16 protein-coding genes and 1 pseudogene are annotated in these 15834 nt (G+C 67.8%); 5 read left to right on the plus strand and 12 right to left on the minus strand.

Translation table 11 applies throughout. The features are described 5' to 3' along the window. Nucleotides 1-987, plus strand: a 987-nt coding sequence (locus AC2VOG_RS04210) for a DUF58 domain-containing protein (RefSeq protein WP_486938663.1), incomplete at its 5' end; no start/stop codon positions are given. Between the two features lies 1 nt (nt 988). Here the strand turns inward: AC2VOG_RS04210 and AC2VOG_RS04215 are convergent. Beyond that, nucleotides 989-1981 carry a stage II sporulation protein M gene (locus AC2VOG_RS04215; protein WP_486938664.1) on the minus strand — a complete coding sequence of 331 codons (993 nt, stop codon included), beginning with the start codon at nt 1979-1981 and terminating at the stop codon, nt 989-991. Nucleotides 1982-2025: 44 nt separating this feature from the next. On the opposite strand from AC2VOG_RS04215, the pseudogene AC2VOG_RS04220 reads away from it, so the two are divergent. Then, a pseudogene (locus tag AC2VOG_RS04220) lies at nt 2026-2778 on the plus strand (RDD family protein); the annotation flags it as partial. Between the two features lie 29 nt (nt 2779-2807). On the opposite strand, the gene AC2VOG_RS04225 reads toward AC2VOG_RS04220, so the two are convergent. Continuing rightward, nucleotides 2808-3203 carry a hypothetical protein gene (locus AC2VOG_RS04225; RefSeq protein WP_486938666.1) on the minus strand — a complete coding sequence of 132 codons (396 nt, stop codon included), beginning with the start codon at nt 3201-3203 and terminating at the stop codon, nt 2808-2810. A 148-nt stretch (nt 3204-3351) separates the two neighbouring features. Between AC2VOG_RS04225 and AC2VOG_RS04230 the strand changes: the two genes are divergently transcribed. Next, the gene (locus AC2VOG_RS04230; protein ID WP_486938667.1) at nt 3352-4110 is read left to right on the plus strand and encodes a PadR family transcriptional regulator; all 759 of its coding nucleotides are present in this window, start codon (nt 3352-3354) and stop codon (nt 4108-4110) included. Nucleotides 4111-4160: 50 nt separating this feature from the next. Here the strand turns inward: AC2VOG_RS04230 and glpK are convergent, their stop codons facing one another. Both glpK and AC2VOG_RS04240 read right to left on the minus strand, forming a co-directional pair. Beyond that, nucleotides 4161-5678: a glycerol kinase GlpK gene (glpK, locus tag AC2VOG_RS04235; protein WP_486938668.1), complete on the minus strand. Its 1518-nt coding sequence runs from the start codon at nt 5676-5678 to the stop codon at nt 4161-4163. A 55-nt stretch (nt 5679-5733) separates the two neighbouring features. Beyond that, nucleotides 5734-6441, minus strand: coding sequence for a hypothetical protein (locus AC2VOG_RS04240; RefSeq protein WP_486938669.1), 708 nt, complete (start codon nt 6439-6441; stop codon nt 5734-5736). A gap of 187 nt (nt 6442-6628) precedes the next feature. Between AC2VOG_RS04240 and AC2VOG_RS04245 the strand changes: the two genes are divergently transcribed. Further along, complete coding sequence (locus AC2VOG_RS04245; RefSeq protein ID WP_486938670.1) at nt 6629-8107, plus strand: glutamate-cysteine ligase family protein; 1479 nt, start codon at nt 6629-6631, stop codon at nt 8105-8107. A 10-nt stretch (nt 8108-8117) separates the two neighbouring features. Continuing rightward, complete coding sequence (locus tag AC2VOG_RS04250) at nt 8118-8795, plus strand: class I SAM-dependent methyltransferase (protein ID WP_486938671.1); 678 nt, start codon at nt 8118-8120, stop codon at nt 8793-8795. 3 nt (nt 8796-8798) lie between these two features. Here AC2VOG_RS04250 and egtE read toward each other — a convergent pair whose 3' ends face one another. The 8 genes from egtE to AC2VOG_RS04290 all read right to left on the minus strand — a co-directional run. Then, entirely contained in the window at nt 8799-9935 is a 1137-nt protein-coding gene (gene egtE, locus AC2VOG_RS04255) for an ergothioneine biosynthesis PLP-dependent enzyme EgtE (protein ID WP_486938672.1), read from the minus strand. After that, the gene (gene egtD, locus AC2VOG_RS04260) at nt 9932-10897 is read right to left on the minus strand and encodes an L-histidine N(alpha)-methyltransferase (RefSeq protein ID WP_486938673.1); all 966 of its coding nucleotides are present in this window, start codon (nt 10895-10897) and stop codon (nt 9932-9934) included. Before egtD ends, egtE begins: the two co-directional genes overlap by 4 nt. Before the next feature lie 3 nt (nt 10898-10900). Next, nucleotides 10901-11596, minus strand: a complete 696-nt coding sequence (gene egtC / locus AC2VOG_RS04265; RefSeq protein ID WP_486938674.1) for an ergothioneine biosynthesis protein EgtC — start codon at nt 11594-11596, stop codon at nt 10901-10903. Beyond that, nucleotides 11596-12870: an ergothioneine biosynthesis protein EgtB gene (egtB, locus tag AC2VOG_RS04270; protein WP_486938680.1), complete on the minus strand. Its 1275-nt coding sequence runs from the start codon at nt 12868-12870 to the stop codon at nt 11596-11598. The genes egtC and egtB overlap by 1 nt, the downstream gene beginning before the upstream one ends. Before the next feature lie 41 nt (nt 12871-12911). Continuing rightward, complete coding sequence (gene egtA / locus AC2VOG_RS04275; RefSeq protein ID WP_486938676.1) at nt 12912-14189, minus strand: ergothioneine biosynthesis glutamate--cysteine ligase EgtA; 1278 nt, start codon at nt 14187-14189, stop codon at nt 12912-12914. 99 nt (nt 14190-14288) lie between these two features. Then, complete coding sequence (locus AC2VOG_RS04280) at nt 14289-14879, minus strand: sensor domain-containing protein (RefSeq protein WP_486938681.1); 591 nt, start codon at nt 14877-14879, stop codon at nt 14289-14291. A 65-nt stretch (nt 14880-14944) separates the two neighbouring features. Then, the gene (locus AC2VOG_RS04285; protein WP_486938677.1) at nt 14945-15349 is read right to left on the minus strand and encodes a hypothetical protein; all 405 of its coding nucleotides are present in this window, start codon (nt 15347-15349) and stop codon (nt 14945-14947) included. Between the two features lie 123 nt (nt 15350-15472). Next, a partial coding sequence (locus AC2VOG_RS04290) for a hypothetical protein (protein WP_486938678.1) occupies nt 15473-15834 on the minus strand: 362 nt, incomplete at its 5' end.

Consider the following 15834-nt stretch of genomic DNA (forward strand, 5'->3'; position numbering starts at 1 on the left):
GTGGACATCTACCTGCGCCCGATCCGTCGCGGCGATCAAAAGTCGGCGGCGATCACCGCACGCTCGATCGGTCCGATGGGACTGGCCGGCCGACAGAGATCGCGCCCGGTGCCCGGCGAGGTCCGGGTGCTGCCGCCGTTTCTGTCCCGCAGACATCTACCATCTCGGCTGGCCAGACTCCGGGAAATGGACGGGCTGCTGCCCACCCTGACGCGTGGTCAGGGCACCGAATTTGATTCGCTGCGTGAGTATGTGGTCGGTGACGACGTCCGCTCCATCGACTGGCGAGCGACCGCCCGTCGGTCCGACGTCGTGGTCCGCACCTGGCGGCCGGAACGCGACCGGCGGGTCGTCATCGTGCTCGACACCGGACGCACCGCCGCCGGCCGGGTCGGGGTCGACCCGACGGCGGGTGACCCCAATGGTTGGCCGCGGCTGGACTGGTCGATGGACGCGGCGCTGCTGCTCGCGGCGCTCGCAGCACGAGCCGGTGACACCGTCGACTTCCTCGCTCACGACCGGGTGACCAGGGCCGGCGTATTCGGGTCATCGCGAACCGAGCTGTTGGGCCGCGTCGTCGAGGCGATGGCACCACTGAAACCCACGCTCGTCGAATCTGATTGGACTGGGCTGGTTTCCGCAGTGCTGCGGCGTACCCGGCGGCGGTCTCTGGTGGTGCTGATGACCGACCTCAACGCCAGCGCCCTCGACGAGGGCCTGTTACCGGTACTTCCCCTGCTCTCCAGTAGGCACCGGGTGATCGTCGCCGCGGTTGCCGACCCGAGGGTCGACGACCTGGCAGCCGGCCGGTCCGATGCGGCCGCGGTGTATGACGCCGCCGCTGCCGAACGGTCCCGCAGCGAACGGTCGACGTTCGCGTCGCGCCTGCGGCACACCGGCGTGGAGGTCATCGACGCGGCGCCCACCGACCTGGCGCCGACGCTCGCCGATTGTTACCTGGCGATGAAAGCCGCTGGCCGGCTGTAGTTCAACGGGTTGGCGCGACGTCGGGAGCGTCGGCGATGTCGCCGGAGTCGCCCGCCCGCACCGCGCGCCGCCCGAAATAGACCACGTAGGCCAAAAAGCCCGCCTCGGCGAGAACTCCGATACCGATCCGAACCACGGTCGGCAGCGCAGAAGGCGTGACAAAAGACTCGATCACGCCCGAAACCAGCAACACCACAACCAAACCCATCGCCGCCGAGACCACCGCACGCCCCTGCTCGGCGAGCACCTGCCCACGCGGGCGATCGCCCGGGGCGATCACCGACCAGCCCAGTCGCATGCCGACGGCGCCCGCCAGAAACACCGCGGTCAGTTCTAGCAGGCTGTGCGGGATGAGCAGCCCGAACAGCACGCCCGCTTTGCCGGCGTTCAGCATCAGACCCGCCACGACGCCGAGGTTGGCGGCGTTGGCGAACAGCACGAACGGGATGGGCACTCCCAGCAGAACCGAGAACGCGACGCATTTGGCGGCCAGCCAGGAATTGTTCACCCAGACATGCAGACCGAAAGCGGCGGCGGCGTGCTCGCTGTAGTAGGAGGCGAAGTCGTGATTGACCAATTCGTGGATCTCGCTTGGCGTTCCGATCGTCGACTGCACTTCCGGGCTGCCCATCACCCACAGTGCGATCGCGGCCGTGACAGCGAAGAAGATCGCCGCCACTGCCAGCCACCACCGCCAGGCGCGGTACGCCACGACCGGCAATGACACCGTCCAGAACCGGGTGAACTCGCTGGACGGCGGGGCGTGCGCGCCGGTGACCGCGGCGCGGGACCGCGCGACCAGACTCGATAGCCGGCCGATGAGCGCGGAATCAGCAGAACCCGAGCGCAGCATCGACAGGTGCGTCGACACCCGCTGGTAGCGCTCCACGAGCTCGTCGATCTCGGCGCCGCTGAGCCGGTGGCGGCTTCTGACCAGTTGCTCGAGGCGATCCCAGCTGTCGCGATGGGCAAGCACGAACGCGTCGACGTCCACCGCACCGAGACTAGCGGGGCCGCGATCGGGGTAGCGTTCGCACTATGTCGCAGCTGGTGACCGGGGACGCTGTGGTGCTCGACGTGCGGATAGCCCAGCTTCCGGTGCGAGCGGTCAGCGCCCTGATCGACATCGCCATCATCATCATCGGCTACCTGATCGCGTTGACGCTGGGGGCGGGCGCGCTCGGCCACTTCGACGACGCCGCGGTTGCGGCGATCATGATCATCTTCACGGTGCTGGTGTTCGTCGGCTATCCGCTGATTTCGGAGACCGCGACACGGGGCCGCACGGTCGGCAAAATCGTGATGGGGCTGCGGGTGGTGTCGGACGACGGTGGCCCGGAGCGCTTCCGCCAGGCCCTGTTTCGCGCGCTGTCGTCGATCGTCGAGATCTGGATGCTGCTGGGCAGTCCCGCGGTGATCTGCAGCATGCTCTCGCCCAGCGCGAAGCGGATCGGCGATGTTTTCGCCGGCACCATCGTGATCAGCGAACGCGGGCCGAAGTTGGGGCCGCCACCGCTGATGCCGCCGCAGCTGGCATGGTGGGCAGCGTCGCTGCAGCTGTCGGCCCTTGACGCGGAGCACGCCGATGTTGCGCGCCAATTCCTATCGCGAGCAACGCAACTAGACCCGCAGCTGCGTGATCAGATGGCGTATCGGATCGCCAGCGATGTGCTGCGTCGGGTGGCTCCCCCGCCGCCGCCGGGTACACCGCCGCACTACGTTTTGGCCGCAGTGCTCGCCGAACGCCACCGCAGAGAATTGGCCCGGTTACGGCCTTACCCGGACCCATCATTTCACAGTGGGATGCGCGGCTAGCGCTGTTACTGCGCGACGGTGATGGCCAGGATCGCCATGTCGGCGCCCAGCAGCGCCAACGCTGTCACGGGAACCACGAAGCCCCATCGGCGTCGCGCGGTGAAGATCGAGGCAACGATCGTCACCACCGCTAGCGCGGGCGCGCCGTAGTACAGCGTGTCGAAGCTGATTCCGCGCGGACCCAGGTTCGGACAGGCTTTGTCGCTGCAGGCAGCTGTGCTCAGCACCGCGCCAAGTTCCACAGCCATCGCGGCGCCCGCGCCGATCACCGTGAGCAGGGCAAGTGCCCAGTTCAGCCAGAGTCGCCGACGATTTCCGTGTCCGCCGTCGTGAGACTGAGCGGGCACCGTGTCGCGGTCGCGGCCGGGATGCTCTTCGACGTCGGTGTTCTCATGGCCCATGAGGGGGTGCTACCCCGCTGCCGGAGCCCGCAAACCGCCACGACGGGCAGCCCGAAAAAATCCGACCTTGCGAACCGATAGATTCCGATATATCGTCATAGTATCGGTAGCGCATCCGGCGCTGCCTTTCCAGAAACGAGATCAACCCATGAACAACCCATTCTTTGACGCAGGCGTGCCCCACGGGAGCGGACCGTTCGCAGGTGAACCGGGGCCTTCGGCCTTCGGATTCGCACCCCAGGGCCGTCGCGCCATTCACGAGCAGCGCAGGCAGGCCCGCCGCGAGTTCCGCGACTTCGTCCGCGGCCACGACGCCGGGCAAGACGGGCCGTTCGGACCCGGTTTCGGCCGCGGCCGCGGCCGCGGCTTCGGCCCCGGCGGCTTTGGCCCGGGCTTCGGTCCGGGCTTTGGCCCCGGCGCCTTCGGGCCCGGCGGGCGCGGCGGACGCCGCGGAGGCCAAGGCCGGCGCGGGCGCCGCGGTGATGTCCGTGCCGCCATCCTGGTGCTGCTCGCCGAGCGGCCGATGCACGGCTACGAAATCATCCAGGAGGTTGCCGAGCGCAGCCAGGACCTGTGGAAGCCCAGCCCCGGCTCGGTCTATCCGACCCTGCAGTTGCTGGTCGACGAAGGCTTGATCGTCGGCACCGAGACCGAAGGCAGCAAGAAGCTCTTCGAGTTGACCGACACTGGCAGAGAAAGCGCCGAGAAGGTCGCCACCCCGCCATGGGAGGAGATCGCTGACGGCGTCGACCCGGCCCACCTCAATCTGCGGGCGGCTGTCGGTCAATTGTTCGGCGCCGTAGCGCAATCCGCGCACGCCGCCACCACCGAACAGCAGCAACGCATCCTTGAGATCGTCAACAATGCTCGTCGCGAAATCTATTCGATTCTCGGCGAAGACGACTGATCATCCCGCACGCGATGGGGGCCGGCAGCTGCTGGTCCCCATCGTCTGCCTCAGCTGACCTCAACCCAATTCAGGGTGCGCTGTACCGCTTTTCGCCAGCCCGCATATCCTGCGGAGCGCTGCGCCTCATTCCAGGCCGGCGTCCACCGCTTACCCTCACGCCAATTGGCTCGTAGGTCATCGGGGCCCGACCAGAAACCGACCGCCAAACCCGCCGCGTAGGCGGCGCCCAAGGCCGTCGTCTCGGCGATCACCGGACGCACCACCTCGACACCGAGTACGTCTGCTTGGATCTGCATGCACAGGTCGTTCGCGGTGATCCCACCGTCGACCTTCAACACACCAAGGCGCACACCGGAATCGGCTTGCATCGCGTCGACCACATCGCGGCTCTGATAGCAGATCGACTCCAATGTCGCGCGGGCCAGGTGGGCGTTGGTGTTGAAGCGCGACAGCCCGACGATCGCGCCGCGCGCATCCGAGCGCCAGTAGGGCGCGAACAAGCCGGAAAACGCCGGCACGAAATACACTCCGCCGTTGTCGTCGACTTGGCGGGCCAAGTCCTCGCTCTGCGCCGCGCCACTGATGATGCCGAGCTGATCCCGCAACCATTGCACCGCAGAGCCGGTGACGGCAATCGAACCCTCAAGGGCGTAAACGGGTTTGGCACCGCCGAATTGGTAGCAGACGGTGGTCAACAGACCATTGGTCGATCGGACAATGTTCTCGCCGGTGTTCAGCAGCAGGAAATTGCCGGTGCCGTAGGTGTTTTTGGTGTCGCCGGGCGCTAGGCATACCTGGCCGACCATGGCCGCATGCTGGTCGCCGAGAATCCCGGTGATCGGCACCTCGCCGCCGAGCGGGCCATCCGCCGACGTGTGGCCGTGGGGCTCGAGCGGCGAGGACGCCGCGATCGTCGGGAGCATTGCGCGCGGGATGCCGAAGAACGACAGCAATTCGCCGTCCCAGTCCAGGGTCTCGAGATTCATCAGCATGGTTCGGCTGGCGTTGGTGACGTCGGTGACGTGCACTCCACCCCGTGGGCCGCCGGTCAGATTCCACAGCAGCCAGGTGTCGGTGGTGCCGAACAGCGCCTCGCCACGCTCGGCCGCCGCGCGCACACCGTCGACGTTGTCCAGGATCCATTGCAGTTTGCCGCCGGAGAAGTAGGTCGCCGGCGGCAGGCCCGCCTTGTGCCGGATGACGTCGCCGCGACCGTCGCGGTCCAGTGCCGACGCGATCCGGTCGGTGCGGGTGTCCTGCCAGACGATCGCGTTGTAGTACGGCCGGCCGGTGCGCCGGTTCCACACCAGGGTGGTCTCGCGCTGGTTGGTGATCCCCAGCGCGGCGATGTCTTTCGATGACAGGTCGGTCGCGTTGAGCGCCGACATCAGCACCGAGGTGGTGCGCTCCCAGATCTCGATCGGGTTGTGCTCGACCCAGCCGGCTCGCGGCAGGAGTTGCTCGTGCTCGAGCTGGTGTCGACCCACCTCGCTGCCGTCATGCCCGAAGATGATGCAGCGAGTGCTGGTGGTGCCCTGGTCGATCGAAACGACGAACTCGGCCAACTGCTTCCCTTCCGCGCTCGACGTCCATCATGGACTAGGCCGGTGAGCGTGTGGTCTACAGACCGGCGATGGCGCTCAAGCCGGGGTCGGGATCGAGCACGGTACCGAGTGAATAGATCGGCGTGATCGCTCCGGCGACGTCGTCGAGGCCGACCTGGAAGGGCGCCGGAACGCTCAGCAGGACCTCGGAGCTGCCCGATCCCGGTGCACCGGTGAAGAAGTCGACGTCAAACGGCAGCCCATTGGCCAGCCCGGTCGCATAGTTGTCGATCGCGAAGTTGGCCGAGTTGATGCTGAACGTGTCCTGGTATCCGCCCACATCGAACGGCCCCAGAGAAATGACTCCCGCCGCCGGGTCGGGCATGCCGCCGAGGTCGATCAGCCCGATGTCCGAGTTGACGAAGTCGGCGGGATCGAGCACCGACGAAATCGGTGTGATCGTCCCGTCGACGTCGGTGAACCCGCCCTGGAACAGCAGGGGGACGGTCAGCAGCACTTCACTGTCGCCCGACCCGGATGGATCGACGTAGACGTCGAGGTCGTAGGGGTAGCCGTCGTAGGACCCGACCAGATAGTTGTCGAACGCCCCGGTCGCGGTGTTGTAGGCGAGAGTGTCGGTGTAGCCGTCGACCGTGACCGGCCCGATCGACGCCAGGTCACCGGAGTCGGCGTGCGCGATCGATCCGGTCAGCAGTGCGAGCGCCGGCGACGCGATCAGCGTCCCCACGGCGGCAGCGGCTATTCGGCGGTAGCTGCGACCCATCGTCGTCCCCGATTCCTTTACTGTGAGAAACCTAAGGCAGAGCTGAGATTGCTGCAAGTATCCTACGTAGGCGCCGAAAGCGCGCGCCGGACATCACTCGGACGGCAGGTATCGGCGGTTGGCCGTCATGACAGTTCACGTGGCTAACCTGTTGCGCGGCCGCGGGTAAAGCGGTTGCATCGGCGTGGTGGGCGAAGACGTCAGGCGGACCGCGTACGCGCGAGTGGACCGGCAGGAGTACCGGCGCAAGGTGCAACTGTGCCTCGACGTCTTCGAGACGATGCTCGCGCAGTCCAGTTTCGAGATCGACCATCCGCTCACCGGGATGGAAATCGAATGCAACCTGGTCGACGACGCCTACCAACCGGTGATGGCGAACTCTGAGGTGCTGATCGCCATTGCCGACCCGGCGTATCAAACCGAATTAGGCGCATACAACATCGAATTCAACGTTCCGCCCCGTCCGTTCGGAGGAGACAGCAATGCGCGGCTGGAAGACGAAGTGCGGGCGAGCCTGAATGCCGCCGAGGCCAAGGCCGGCGCCCGCGGCGCCCACATTGTGATGATCGGGATTCTGCCGACGCTGATGCCCGAACATCTCACCGGCGGATGGATGAGTGAGTCGTTGCGATACGCGGCGCTCAATGACTCGATCTTCAACGCCCGCGGTGAAGACCTGCAGATCAATATCGACGGGCCCGAGCCGCTCAGCATGAAGTCGACCTCGATTGCACCCGAATCTGCGTGCACCAGCATGCAATTACATGTTCAGGTGTCACCGGATGACTTCGCCGCCAACTGGAACGCCGCGCAGGTGCTGGCCGGGCCGCAGCTCGCGCTGGGCGCCAACTCGCCGTATTTGTTCGGCCACCAATTGTGGTCGGAGACCCGCATCGAACTGTTCACACAGTCCACCGACACGCGGCCCGACGAGCTGAAAACCCAAGGGGTGCGGCCACGAGTGTGGTTCGGCGAACGGTGGATCACGTCGATCTTCGACTTGTTCGAGGAGAACGTGCGCTACTTTCCCTCGCTGCTGCCGGAGGTGTCCGACGAAGACCCGGTGGCCGAACTCGAAGCCGGCCGCACTCCGCACCTGGCGGAGTTGCGGCTGCACAATGGGACGGTCTATCGGTGGAACCGGCCGGTGTATGACGTCGTGGCGGACCGGCCTCATCTGCGGGTGGAGAACCGGGTGTTGCCCGCCGGGCCCACCGTCATCGACATGCTGGCCAATGCGGCGTTCTACTACGGCATGCTGCGCGCGTTGGCCGAAGAGGACCGCCCGATCTGGACCAGAATGGACTTCGTGGCGGCGCAACGTAATTTCACCGAAGCTGCGCGACATGGAATGCGGGCGGAGCTGTTCTGGCCGGGTTTCGGCACGGCCAACGCAGCAGAGTTGGTGCTCACCGAACTGCTGCCGATGGCCTACGACGGGCTCGATCGTTGGGGTGTCGCGTGCGGTGTCCGTGATCGGCTGCTCGGGGTGATCGAGGGCCGGGCGCGCGCCCGCCGCAACGGTGCCAGCTGGCAAGTCTCCGCCGTGCGGGCATTGGGACAACGCGGTCTGGCCAGGCCCGCCGCGCTTGCTGAAATGTTGCGGCTGTACTGCGACCACATGCACAGCAACGAGCCCGTCCACACCTGGGAAGTTCCGGAGTAGCTTGGAAGACATGGCAAATGAGGTAATGGACTGGGACAACGCGTACCGCCAGGAGGCCGGCTTCGAAGGCCCGCCGCCCTGGAACATCGGCGAGCCGCAGCCGGAATTGGCCGCGCTGGCGGCAGCCGGGAAATTCCGCAGCGATGTGCTCGACGCCGGCTGCGGTTTCGCGGAGCTGTCCCTTGCCCTGGCCGCCGACGGCTACACCGTCCACGGAGTCGACCTCACGCCCACCGCCATTGCCGCCGCCACCAAAGCCGCCGAGGAGCGCGGGCTCGTCAACGCCACCTATGAGCAGGCCGACATCACCACGTTCAGCGGACACGACGGCCGCTTCAACACCATTGTCGACAGCACGCTGTTCCATTCGCTGCCGGTCGAGGGCCGCGACAAGTACCTGAAGGCCGTTCACCGGGCGGCCGCCGACGGCGCCGGCTACTTCGTGCTGGTATTCGCCAAGGGCGCCTTCCCCGCCGAATGGGAGCAGAAGCCGAACGAGGTCAACGAGGGCGAGTTACGCGACGCGGTCGGCAAGCACTGGCAGATCGACGAGATCCGCCCGGCGTACATTCACGCCAATACTCCACCGACGCCGCAGCATTCGGATGTCGCGATGCCCGAGCACGAGCGCGACGAGAAAGGCCGGATGAAACTGCCCGCCTATCTGCTCAGCGCGCACAAAGCCTGAGCGTCACCGCAGAGTCGTCGTTGCATCGGCCAGCGCCGCGGCGAAAACGGCCAGCTCGTCGTGGGTGGCGTCGAGGTGCGGCGAGATCCGCAGCACCGGAGCGGTCAACTCCAGCGGCGCGCGCGCGACCAGCACCGCCGTCGTCACGATCCGCCGTTCGGTGATCAACCATTCACGGATGCTGCGCGGATCGGCCCCATCGAGCGGGGCCAGCGTCGTGATCGCACTGGGCTCGTCGAGCGCCTCGACCACTCGCCAGCCCGGCACCTCGGCCAGCGCAGTCCTGGCGGCTCGACCGATCTCAGCCAGCCGCGCACACACCTCGGCCGGTCCGGTTGCCTCATGTTCGCCGACTGCTACCGAAAAACCAACTCGCGCAGCAACATTGGCTTCACCGAGTTCCAGCCGGTCGGCAACCGACAACGAACCCGCCCACTCCTCGGGCGGCAGTCGCGGCCGTAGCCGTCGCATCAACGACGCCTGCACGGCCAATGCGCCGACACCACGCGGTCCGGCCAGCCACTTGCGCGACGACGCGTAGAGCGCGTCGGCGCCCACCGCGCAGTCGACGTGGCCGAGTGCCTGAGCGGCGTCGACGATCAGTGGTATACCCAGGCCGCGGCACAGCTGCGCCACCTCGCGCAGCGGCTGCACCACGCCGCGATGGCTGCCGACCGCCGTCAGGTGGACCAGGTCCGGCGGGTCGGCGGCCAGGCTGATCGCCGCCTCGCGCAGCGCAACCCGCCCCTCGCCGTCCGTCGGCAGCGTCGTGCGCTCAAAGCCGTGCACGGCCATCAACGCCAAGTTCGGCCCGTACTCACCGGGCAGGCAGGCCAGCGTCCGGCCGCCGGCCGGCCAACTGGACAACAGCAGCTCCAGCGCATGCTGCGACCCGGTGGTGAAAACGACCTGCGCGTCGGGGAGGCCGGCCAGCGCGGCGAGCGCGGCGCGGCCGGCGTCGAGCACCGGGGCGGCCGCCTCCGCGGCGACGTACCCGCCGACCTCGGCTTCGTGTCGCGCATGGCGGTCGGCCGCGTCGAGGGCCGCAAAGCTCTGCCGCGAGCACGCGGCGCTGTCCAGGTGCAGCCCCGCGACCGGTGGCCGGGCAGACCGCCAGGTCTCGGCCAGCCGCGCGCTCACTTGACCGACAGCGACAACCCGAAATCTCCCGCGCCGTCAGTCCACCACCGGGTGAGCTGCAGGCCCGCCTGAGCGAGTTCATCAGCCACTCCGTCAGCCCGGAACTTGCAGGACACCTCGGTGAGAACCTGTTCGCCGGCCTCGAATGCGACGGTCACATTCAGCGCGGCTATACGTACTCGCTGAATGCGCTCGGATTGCAGCCACATTTCCATTCGCTCCTCGGCCGCATTCCAGGTGGCGACGTGGCGGAACGCGTCGACGTCGAAGTCGGCGTTGAGTTCCCGGTTGATCACCGCCAGCACGTTGCGGTTGAACTGGGCCGTCACACCAGCGGCGTCGTCGTAGGCGGCCACCAGCCGGCTGTCGTCCTTGACCAGGTCGGTGCCCAGCAGCAGGCTGTCGCCCGGTTGCAGCGAATCGGCCAGCCCGGCCAGGAATTCCGCGCGCGCGCCGGGTTCCAGGTTGCCAATCGTCGACCCGAGGAACGCGAACAGCCGTCGGCCGCCGCCCGGAATCTTGGCCAGGTGCTCCTCGAAATCGCCGCAGACAGCGGCGATTTCGATACCGGGATACTCGGCCTGGATTGCCTTCGAAGCGAGCGACAGCATGCCGGCGTCGACGTCGAACGGGACGAAGCGGCGAAGGACGCCGCCGTCACGCAGGGCGTCCAGCAGCAGCCGGGTCTTCTCCGACGTCCCGCTGCCCAACTCGACCAGCGTGTCGGCGCCGGCGACCGATGCGATCTCCGCAGCACGGGCACGCAGGATCTCCGCCTCGGCGCGAGTCGGATAGTACTCCGGCAGCCGGGTGATCCGGTCGAACAAGTCGCTGCCCACTGAGTCGTAGAACCACTTGGGCGGCAACGATTTCGGCGAGCACTGCAGTCCTGCGCGCACATCACGGCACAGCGCCTCGAAGGCCGAGTCGGCAGCCAGGTGGTTGGACAATGTCAACGTCATCAACTATCCCTTCGTTGGGTGCAGCGCGGTCATGGTCACCCGTTGAGCGGTGACCTCGACGAGGTGGCGATCGGGGACGTCCGCCCAGCCGGGCTGGTCGTCGTAGGGCTCACTGGCCAGCACCACGCCGTGGTCTAGACGCAGTATCGACAAGGTATCACCCCAGGTGGTGGCGATCAGGCGAGAACCGTTGGCCGCCAAGATGTTCAGCCGAGCGCCCGGGTCGGCCTCGCCCACCTGGGCGATCGTCTGCCCCAGCGCGTCGAGCCCGCGCTCGAATATCAGCGCGGCCAGAACCGCACTGTCGCAGATGGATTCGGCCGCGCCGCGGAGTGGCAGCACGTCGCGGTCGACGACCCCGTTGTGCGACAGTAGCCATTGCCCATCGGTGAACGGCGCCGTCGCGCTGGCTTCGATCGGCATCCCGACGGTGGCTGACCGCACCGCGGCAACCACGCAGTGACTGTGCAGCGCCGGTGCGACGGAATCGAACGACACATCTCCCCACAGCGGGGCGGCGCTGCGCCAGCGCCGCGGTGTTGCGCCGTCGAAAAAGCCCACGCCCCAACCGTCGGCGTTCATCAGCCCGTGCTTTTGCCGGCGCGGGGCATACGACTGCACCCGCAGGCCCTGTGGCGGGTCGAGCACCAGCGCGGCGATCGAGGTCTCGCCTCCGAGCCAGCCCAGGTGACGGCACATCAGGAGTGCCCCCCGGAATCTGCGTCGACCGACCACGCGAGCCGGACGCCGCAGAAGATCTGCCGACGGTACGGGTGATCCCAATTGCGAAAGCTGGGACGCATGATGCCCGGCTCCACGGCCCACGACCCGCCGCGCAAGACCCGGTAGTCACCGCCGAAGAACGGTTCCGAATACCGTTGGTAGATCATCGGCGTGAAGCCCGGCCAGGGCTGGAATGTCGAGCTGGTCCATTCCCAGACGTCGCCGAGCATCTGCTCCACTCCGTAGGCCGACGCGCCGCTGGGATATGCGCCGACCGGTGCCGGGCGCAGCGCATCTCCCCCGAGGTTGGCCAGCGTCGACGACGGCTCGTCGACTCCCCACGGATAGCGCCGGCGCGCCCCGCGCTGCGGGTCCCATGCGCACGCCTTCTCCCACTCGCACTCGGTGGGCAGCCGGGCGCCGGCCCACTCCGCGTAGGCCTCGGCCTCGAAATAGCTGACGTGCTGGACGGGTTCATCGACCCGGATCTCCTCGACGACGCCGAATCGGGTACGGCTCTGCCCGTCGGCGTCCCAGAACTGTGGCGCGGTCAGCCCGGCATCTTCGCGGTGCTGCCACCCACGCGCAGACCACCAGCGCGGTTGCGAGTAGCCACCGTCCTCAACGAACTGCCGCCACTCGCCGTTGGTGACCGGGACCCGGCCGATGCGGAACGTCGGCACGTCGACGACGTGCGCCGGCCGTTCGTTGTCCAGCGAAAACGGCTCGTCGACGCCGTCGACGCCGAGCACGAACGGACCACCGGGTATCTCGACCGATGTCCCGGCGAGCCCGGCTCGACCGGCCGGCAGCGGGCGGGCGGCCTGCAAGAGCGCCGGTCCGGGGCGCAAATTCAGCGCCTGCAGCATGGTCTCGTCGTGCTGGTTCTCGTGGCTGACCACCAGGCCGTACACGAAATTCTGGTCGGGCTCGTCCGGCAGCCTGTCGAGGGCATCGAGTGCCGCCGTTCGCACCGTTCGGCAGTAGCTGCGGGCCTGCGCCGGAGTCAACAACGGCAGGTCGACCCGGCTCGCCCGTGAGTGCACAAACGCGTCGTAAAGGCTGTCCACGGCGCCGGGCAAGATTCCCGGCCGGTCCGGGTTGCCACCACGCAGCAGCCACAACTCTTCCTGCTGTCCGATATGCGCCAGGTCCCACACCAGTGGGCTCATCAGCGGGTCGTACTGACGGCACAGCTCGGCGTCGTCGAAATCGACCAACCGCAAGGTTCTGGCGCGGGTCCGCTGCATGTCGCGGACCAGCCCTTCGCGTAAGGTCCCCGCGCGTGGCGTCACTGCTCCCCCAGCGCGAGGGTGCTCACGGTGGCCGCGATGCCGCTTTCGATCACCCGGTCGGCGAAGTCGTCGGCCGGGCACCGGGCCTGCGCTACTGCATCGGCTAGGCGCTGCATCCCGTCGGACAGAGCGGCGGGCGCGCGTTCGGCCGCGATGGCCACGCACCGGTTGGCGGCGCTGAAGATCCGCTTCTCGCCCAGTCCGATCCGGGCGGCGGTATCCCAGGCGGTCGCGACGGGCTCGACCACCTCGGCGGCGATATCGGCGGCGGCCGGGTCGTCGAGCAGGGTCACCATGGTGAACACCACCGCCGGCCAGACGTCGGCCGGCAAGCTGTCGAGGTAGCGGATCTCCAGCCACTGACGCGGCCGCACCGGCGGAAACAGCGTGGTCAGGTGATACGCCAGGTCTTGGTGCGTGGGACGGCGGCCGCCGAGCAGTTCGCGGCCGTCGGCCCAGTCGGCGAACGGCAGGTAGTGGGTGACCGGCACCGGTTCGGGACTGTGCACCAGCATCACCGGGGCCTTCAGCGCGTACCGCGCCCAGTCGGTGCCGGGGTCGTCGCCGCTGGCGGTCAGGATCGGCCCGCAGCGCGCCGCATCGAGCTGGCCCCAGACCCGCTGCCGGGTCGATTCCCAGCCGGAGAATTTGCCGCTGAGCATTGGGGAGTTGGCCGAGATCGCGACCAACACCGGCCCGAGTGCGTGGGCCAACCGGACTCGGTCGGCCCATCCGGCTTGCGGACCGGCATCTAGGTTCACCTGAATTGATGCGGTCGAGGTCATCATCGCTGCGCCCGCTTCACCGGTGTGGCTGGCCGTGAAGAACCGTTCCATCGCGCGATAGCGGGCTCCCGGATTGACCCGCTTGGCCGGCCGCAGCGGATCTGCGCCCAGCGGGACCAGGCCCAGGCCGGCGGTGTCGAAGGCCTTGTGTAGCACGGCCTGGTCGCTGGAGATCGCCTCGATCGCGGCCGACACACCCGGCGCCGGCGGGCCGGAGAGTTCCACCGCTCCACCGGGTTCGACGGTGACCACGCTCTCGCCCGGCATCGACGGCAAGGACGCGAGTACGTCGGCGATCTCATCCCAGGCCGGTCGGCGGTGCGGGTCGGCCGGGTCGTAACAGTGGGCCTCGATCTCCAGGCCGACCCGGCCCACCGGACCGTCGGCCAAGCAGGTCTGCGCGACGAACTGCGCCGCAGCCGAGGCACTGGCGAATCCGCCGTCGACCTGACACGCGTCGCCTTGCTGCGACGCGACGGCAAAAGCCATCATCCGGTCCCTTCGGCTCCTGTTGCGGACGGCCGCCCAACGATAGTCACATGCTTCATCTTCCAGATGGCACCGACATATTCCCGACGGCTCCGGCCGTTACTGCCCGAGCGTGTTCTCCATAGCGCCGGCCAGCACGTTTACCGCCGGACCGCCGTTGCCGGACTGACAGACTTTGGCTTGCAGCAGGACGTTTTCCCGCAGCCGGGTCTGGACGAAACATCGCCGGTCGGTGCCGGCCTCCTGCTTGCTCCACGCCGCGTCGGTGGGGCCCGCCGGCGGCCCCTCGAACGTCCACACCTGTGTTGTGCCGTTGTCGAGGTGCATGGGCGTGGTCTGCCCCGAACAGCCGACCGTACGGTCCACCACCCGATGAAAGGCCGCACCCGCCGCGGCGCCGGTCGCGAACACCCCGACCGCCTGCTTGACCAGGTGCGTCTGATCGGTCGGCGAGGTCTGCGTGCTGGCTCCATTGAACGACGCCAGGTCCGGATCGTTGTACACCTCCGGCAACCCGATATCGGCCCAGTTGTTGCACACCGGATTGTCGACGAAGTACGCCTGGAACGGCTGGGTGAACAGCGACTCGTCCCGCATCGGCCCGCCCACGATGTTGCCCACCGAACCCTTGCCCAAGACTGCGTAATTCACGACGCCGGGATCCGATGGCCGCGCCGATGCGGTCGGCATGCTCACGGTGAGCGAAACACAGGCCAGTGCCAGCCCCGCGGCGGCTTGCCTGGTCACGGTTGCCGTTACGGCGTGTAGGTGGGTGGCGGTGGCGGAGGCCCGTCGGGACCGCCGTGCCCGCCGTGGCCACCCGGCCCCATCCCCGGCCCCATCCCCGGCCCCCACGGACCGGAGCCCGGCGGGAAAGGTCCGCCCGGGAAGACGACATACGGCGGCGGACCGTCGGGGCCACCTGGTGCGTCCGGCGCGAACATCTGATGGTGGTGGCGACACTGCGGACCTTTCCCGGTGAGCTCGGCGCCCGCGAAAAAAACGACCGCCAACACGAAAACGGTGCCGGCCACGATCACCACCCACGCCGCGGCCTGATACAGCCGGGCGGGTTTTGCCGCCGGCGGGGGCCCGGCGGGATGGTCGGCTGTGGGCGGGGCCGCGGGCGGCTGGACCGGGGGTTCGGGTGCTTGGGTCATGAGTCGATCATGCCCAGCCAGGGTCCGCCCATCAACCAGCAACGTGGGGCGAGTCGGAGCCGTCAATTTCGAATGAGAGAGCCCGGCGCCGCTGGGGACGCCGGGCTCGGTGGAACTCCGCGGCTACGGCTGCGCCGGAGTCAACGACGGCGTGACCGATGGCGGCATCTGCGACGGCCCTGGACCGCCGAACCCGTGCCGGAATCCGGTGCCCTCGTCGTGGTGCTTGGGGCCCTCCTGCATCATCGGGTGGTGGCGCCCGCCGGGGTGGTGGCATTTGTGATGACCCAGGTGGGCGGCCTTGAAGCCGGCGAAGAAGATGCTCAAGACGATGAACACAATGCCTGCGACAATTCCAACCCACGCCGCGAATCGGTAGAGCCAGTACGGTTTGGCGGCCACTGTCGCGGGCTCAGTGGTCGGCGTTGTCGGGGTGTCGGGTGTTTCGGTCATACCGGAAATGATGCAAAGCCACGAATAGGCAC

Source organism: Mycobacterium sp. TH-M11 (genome assembly GCF_057473725.1).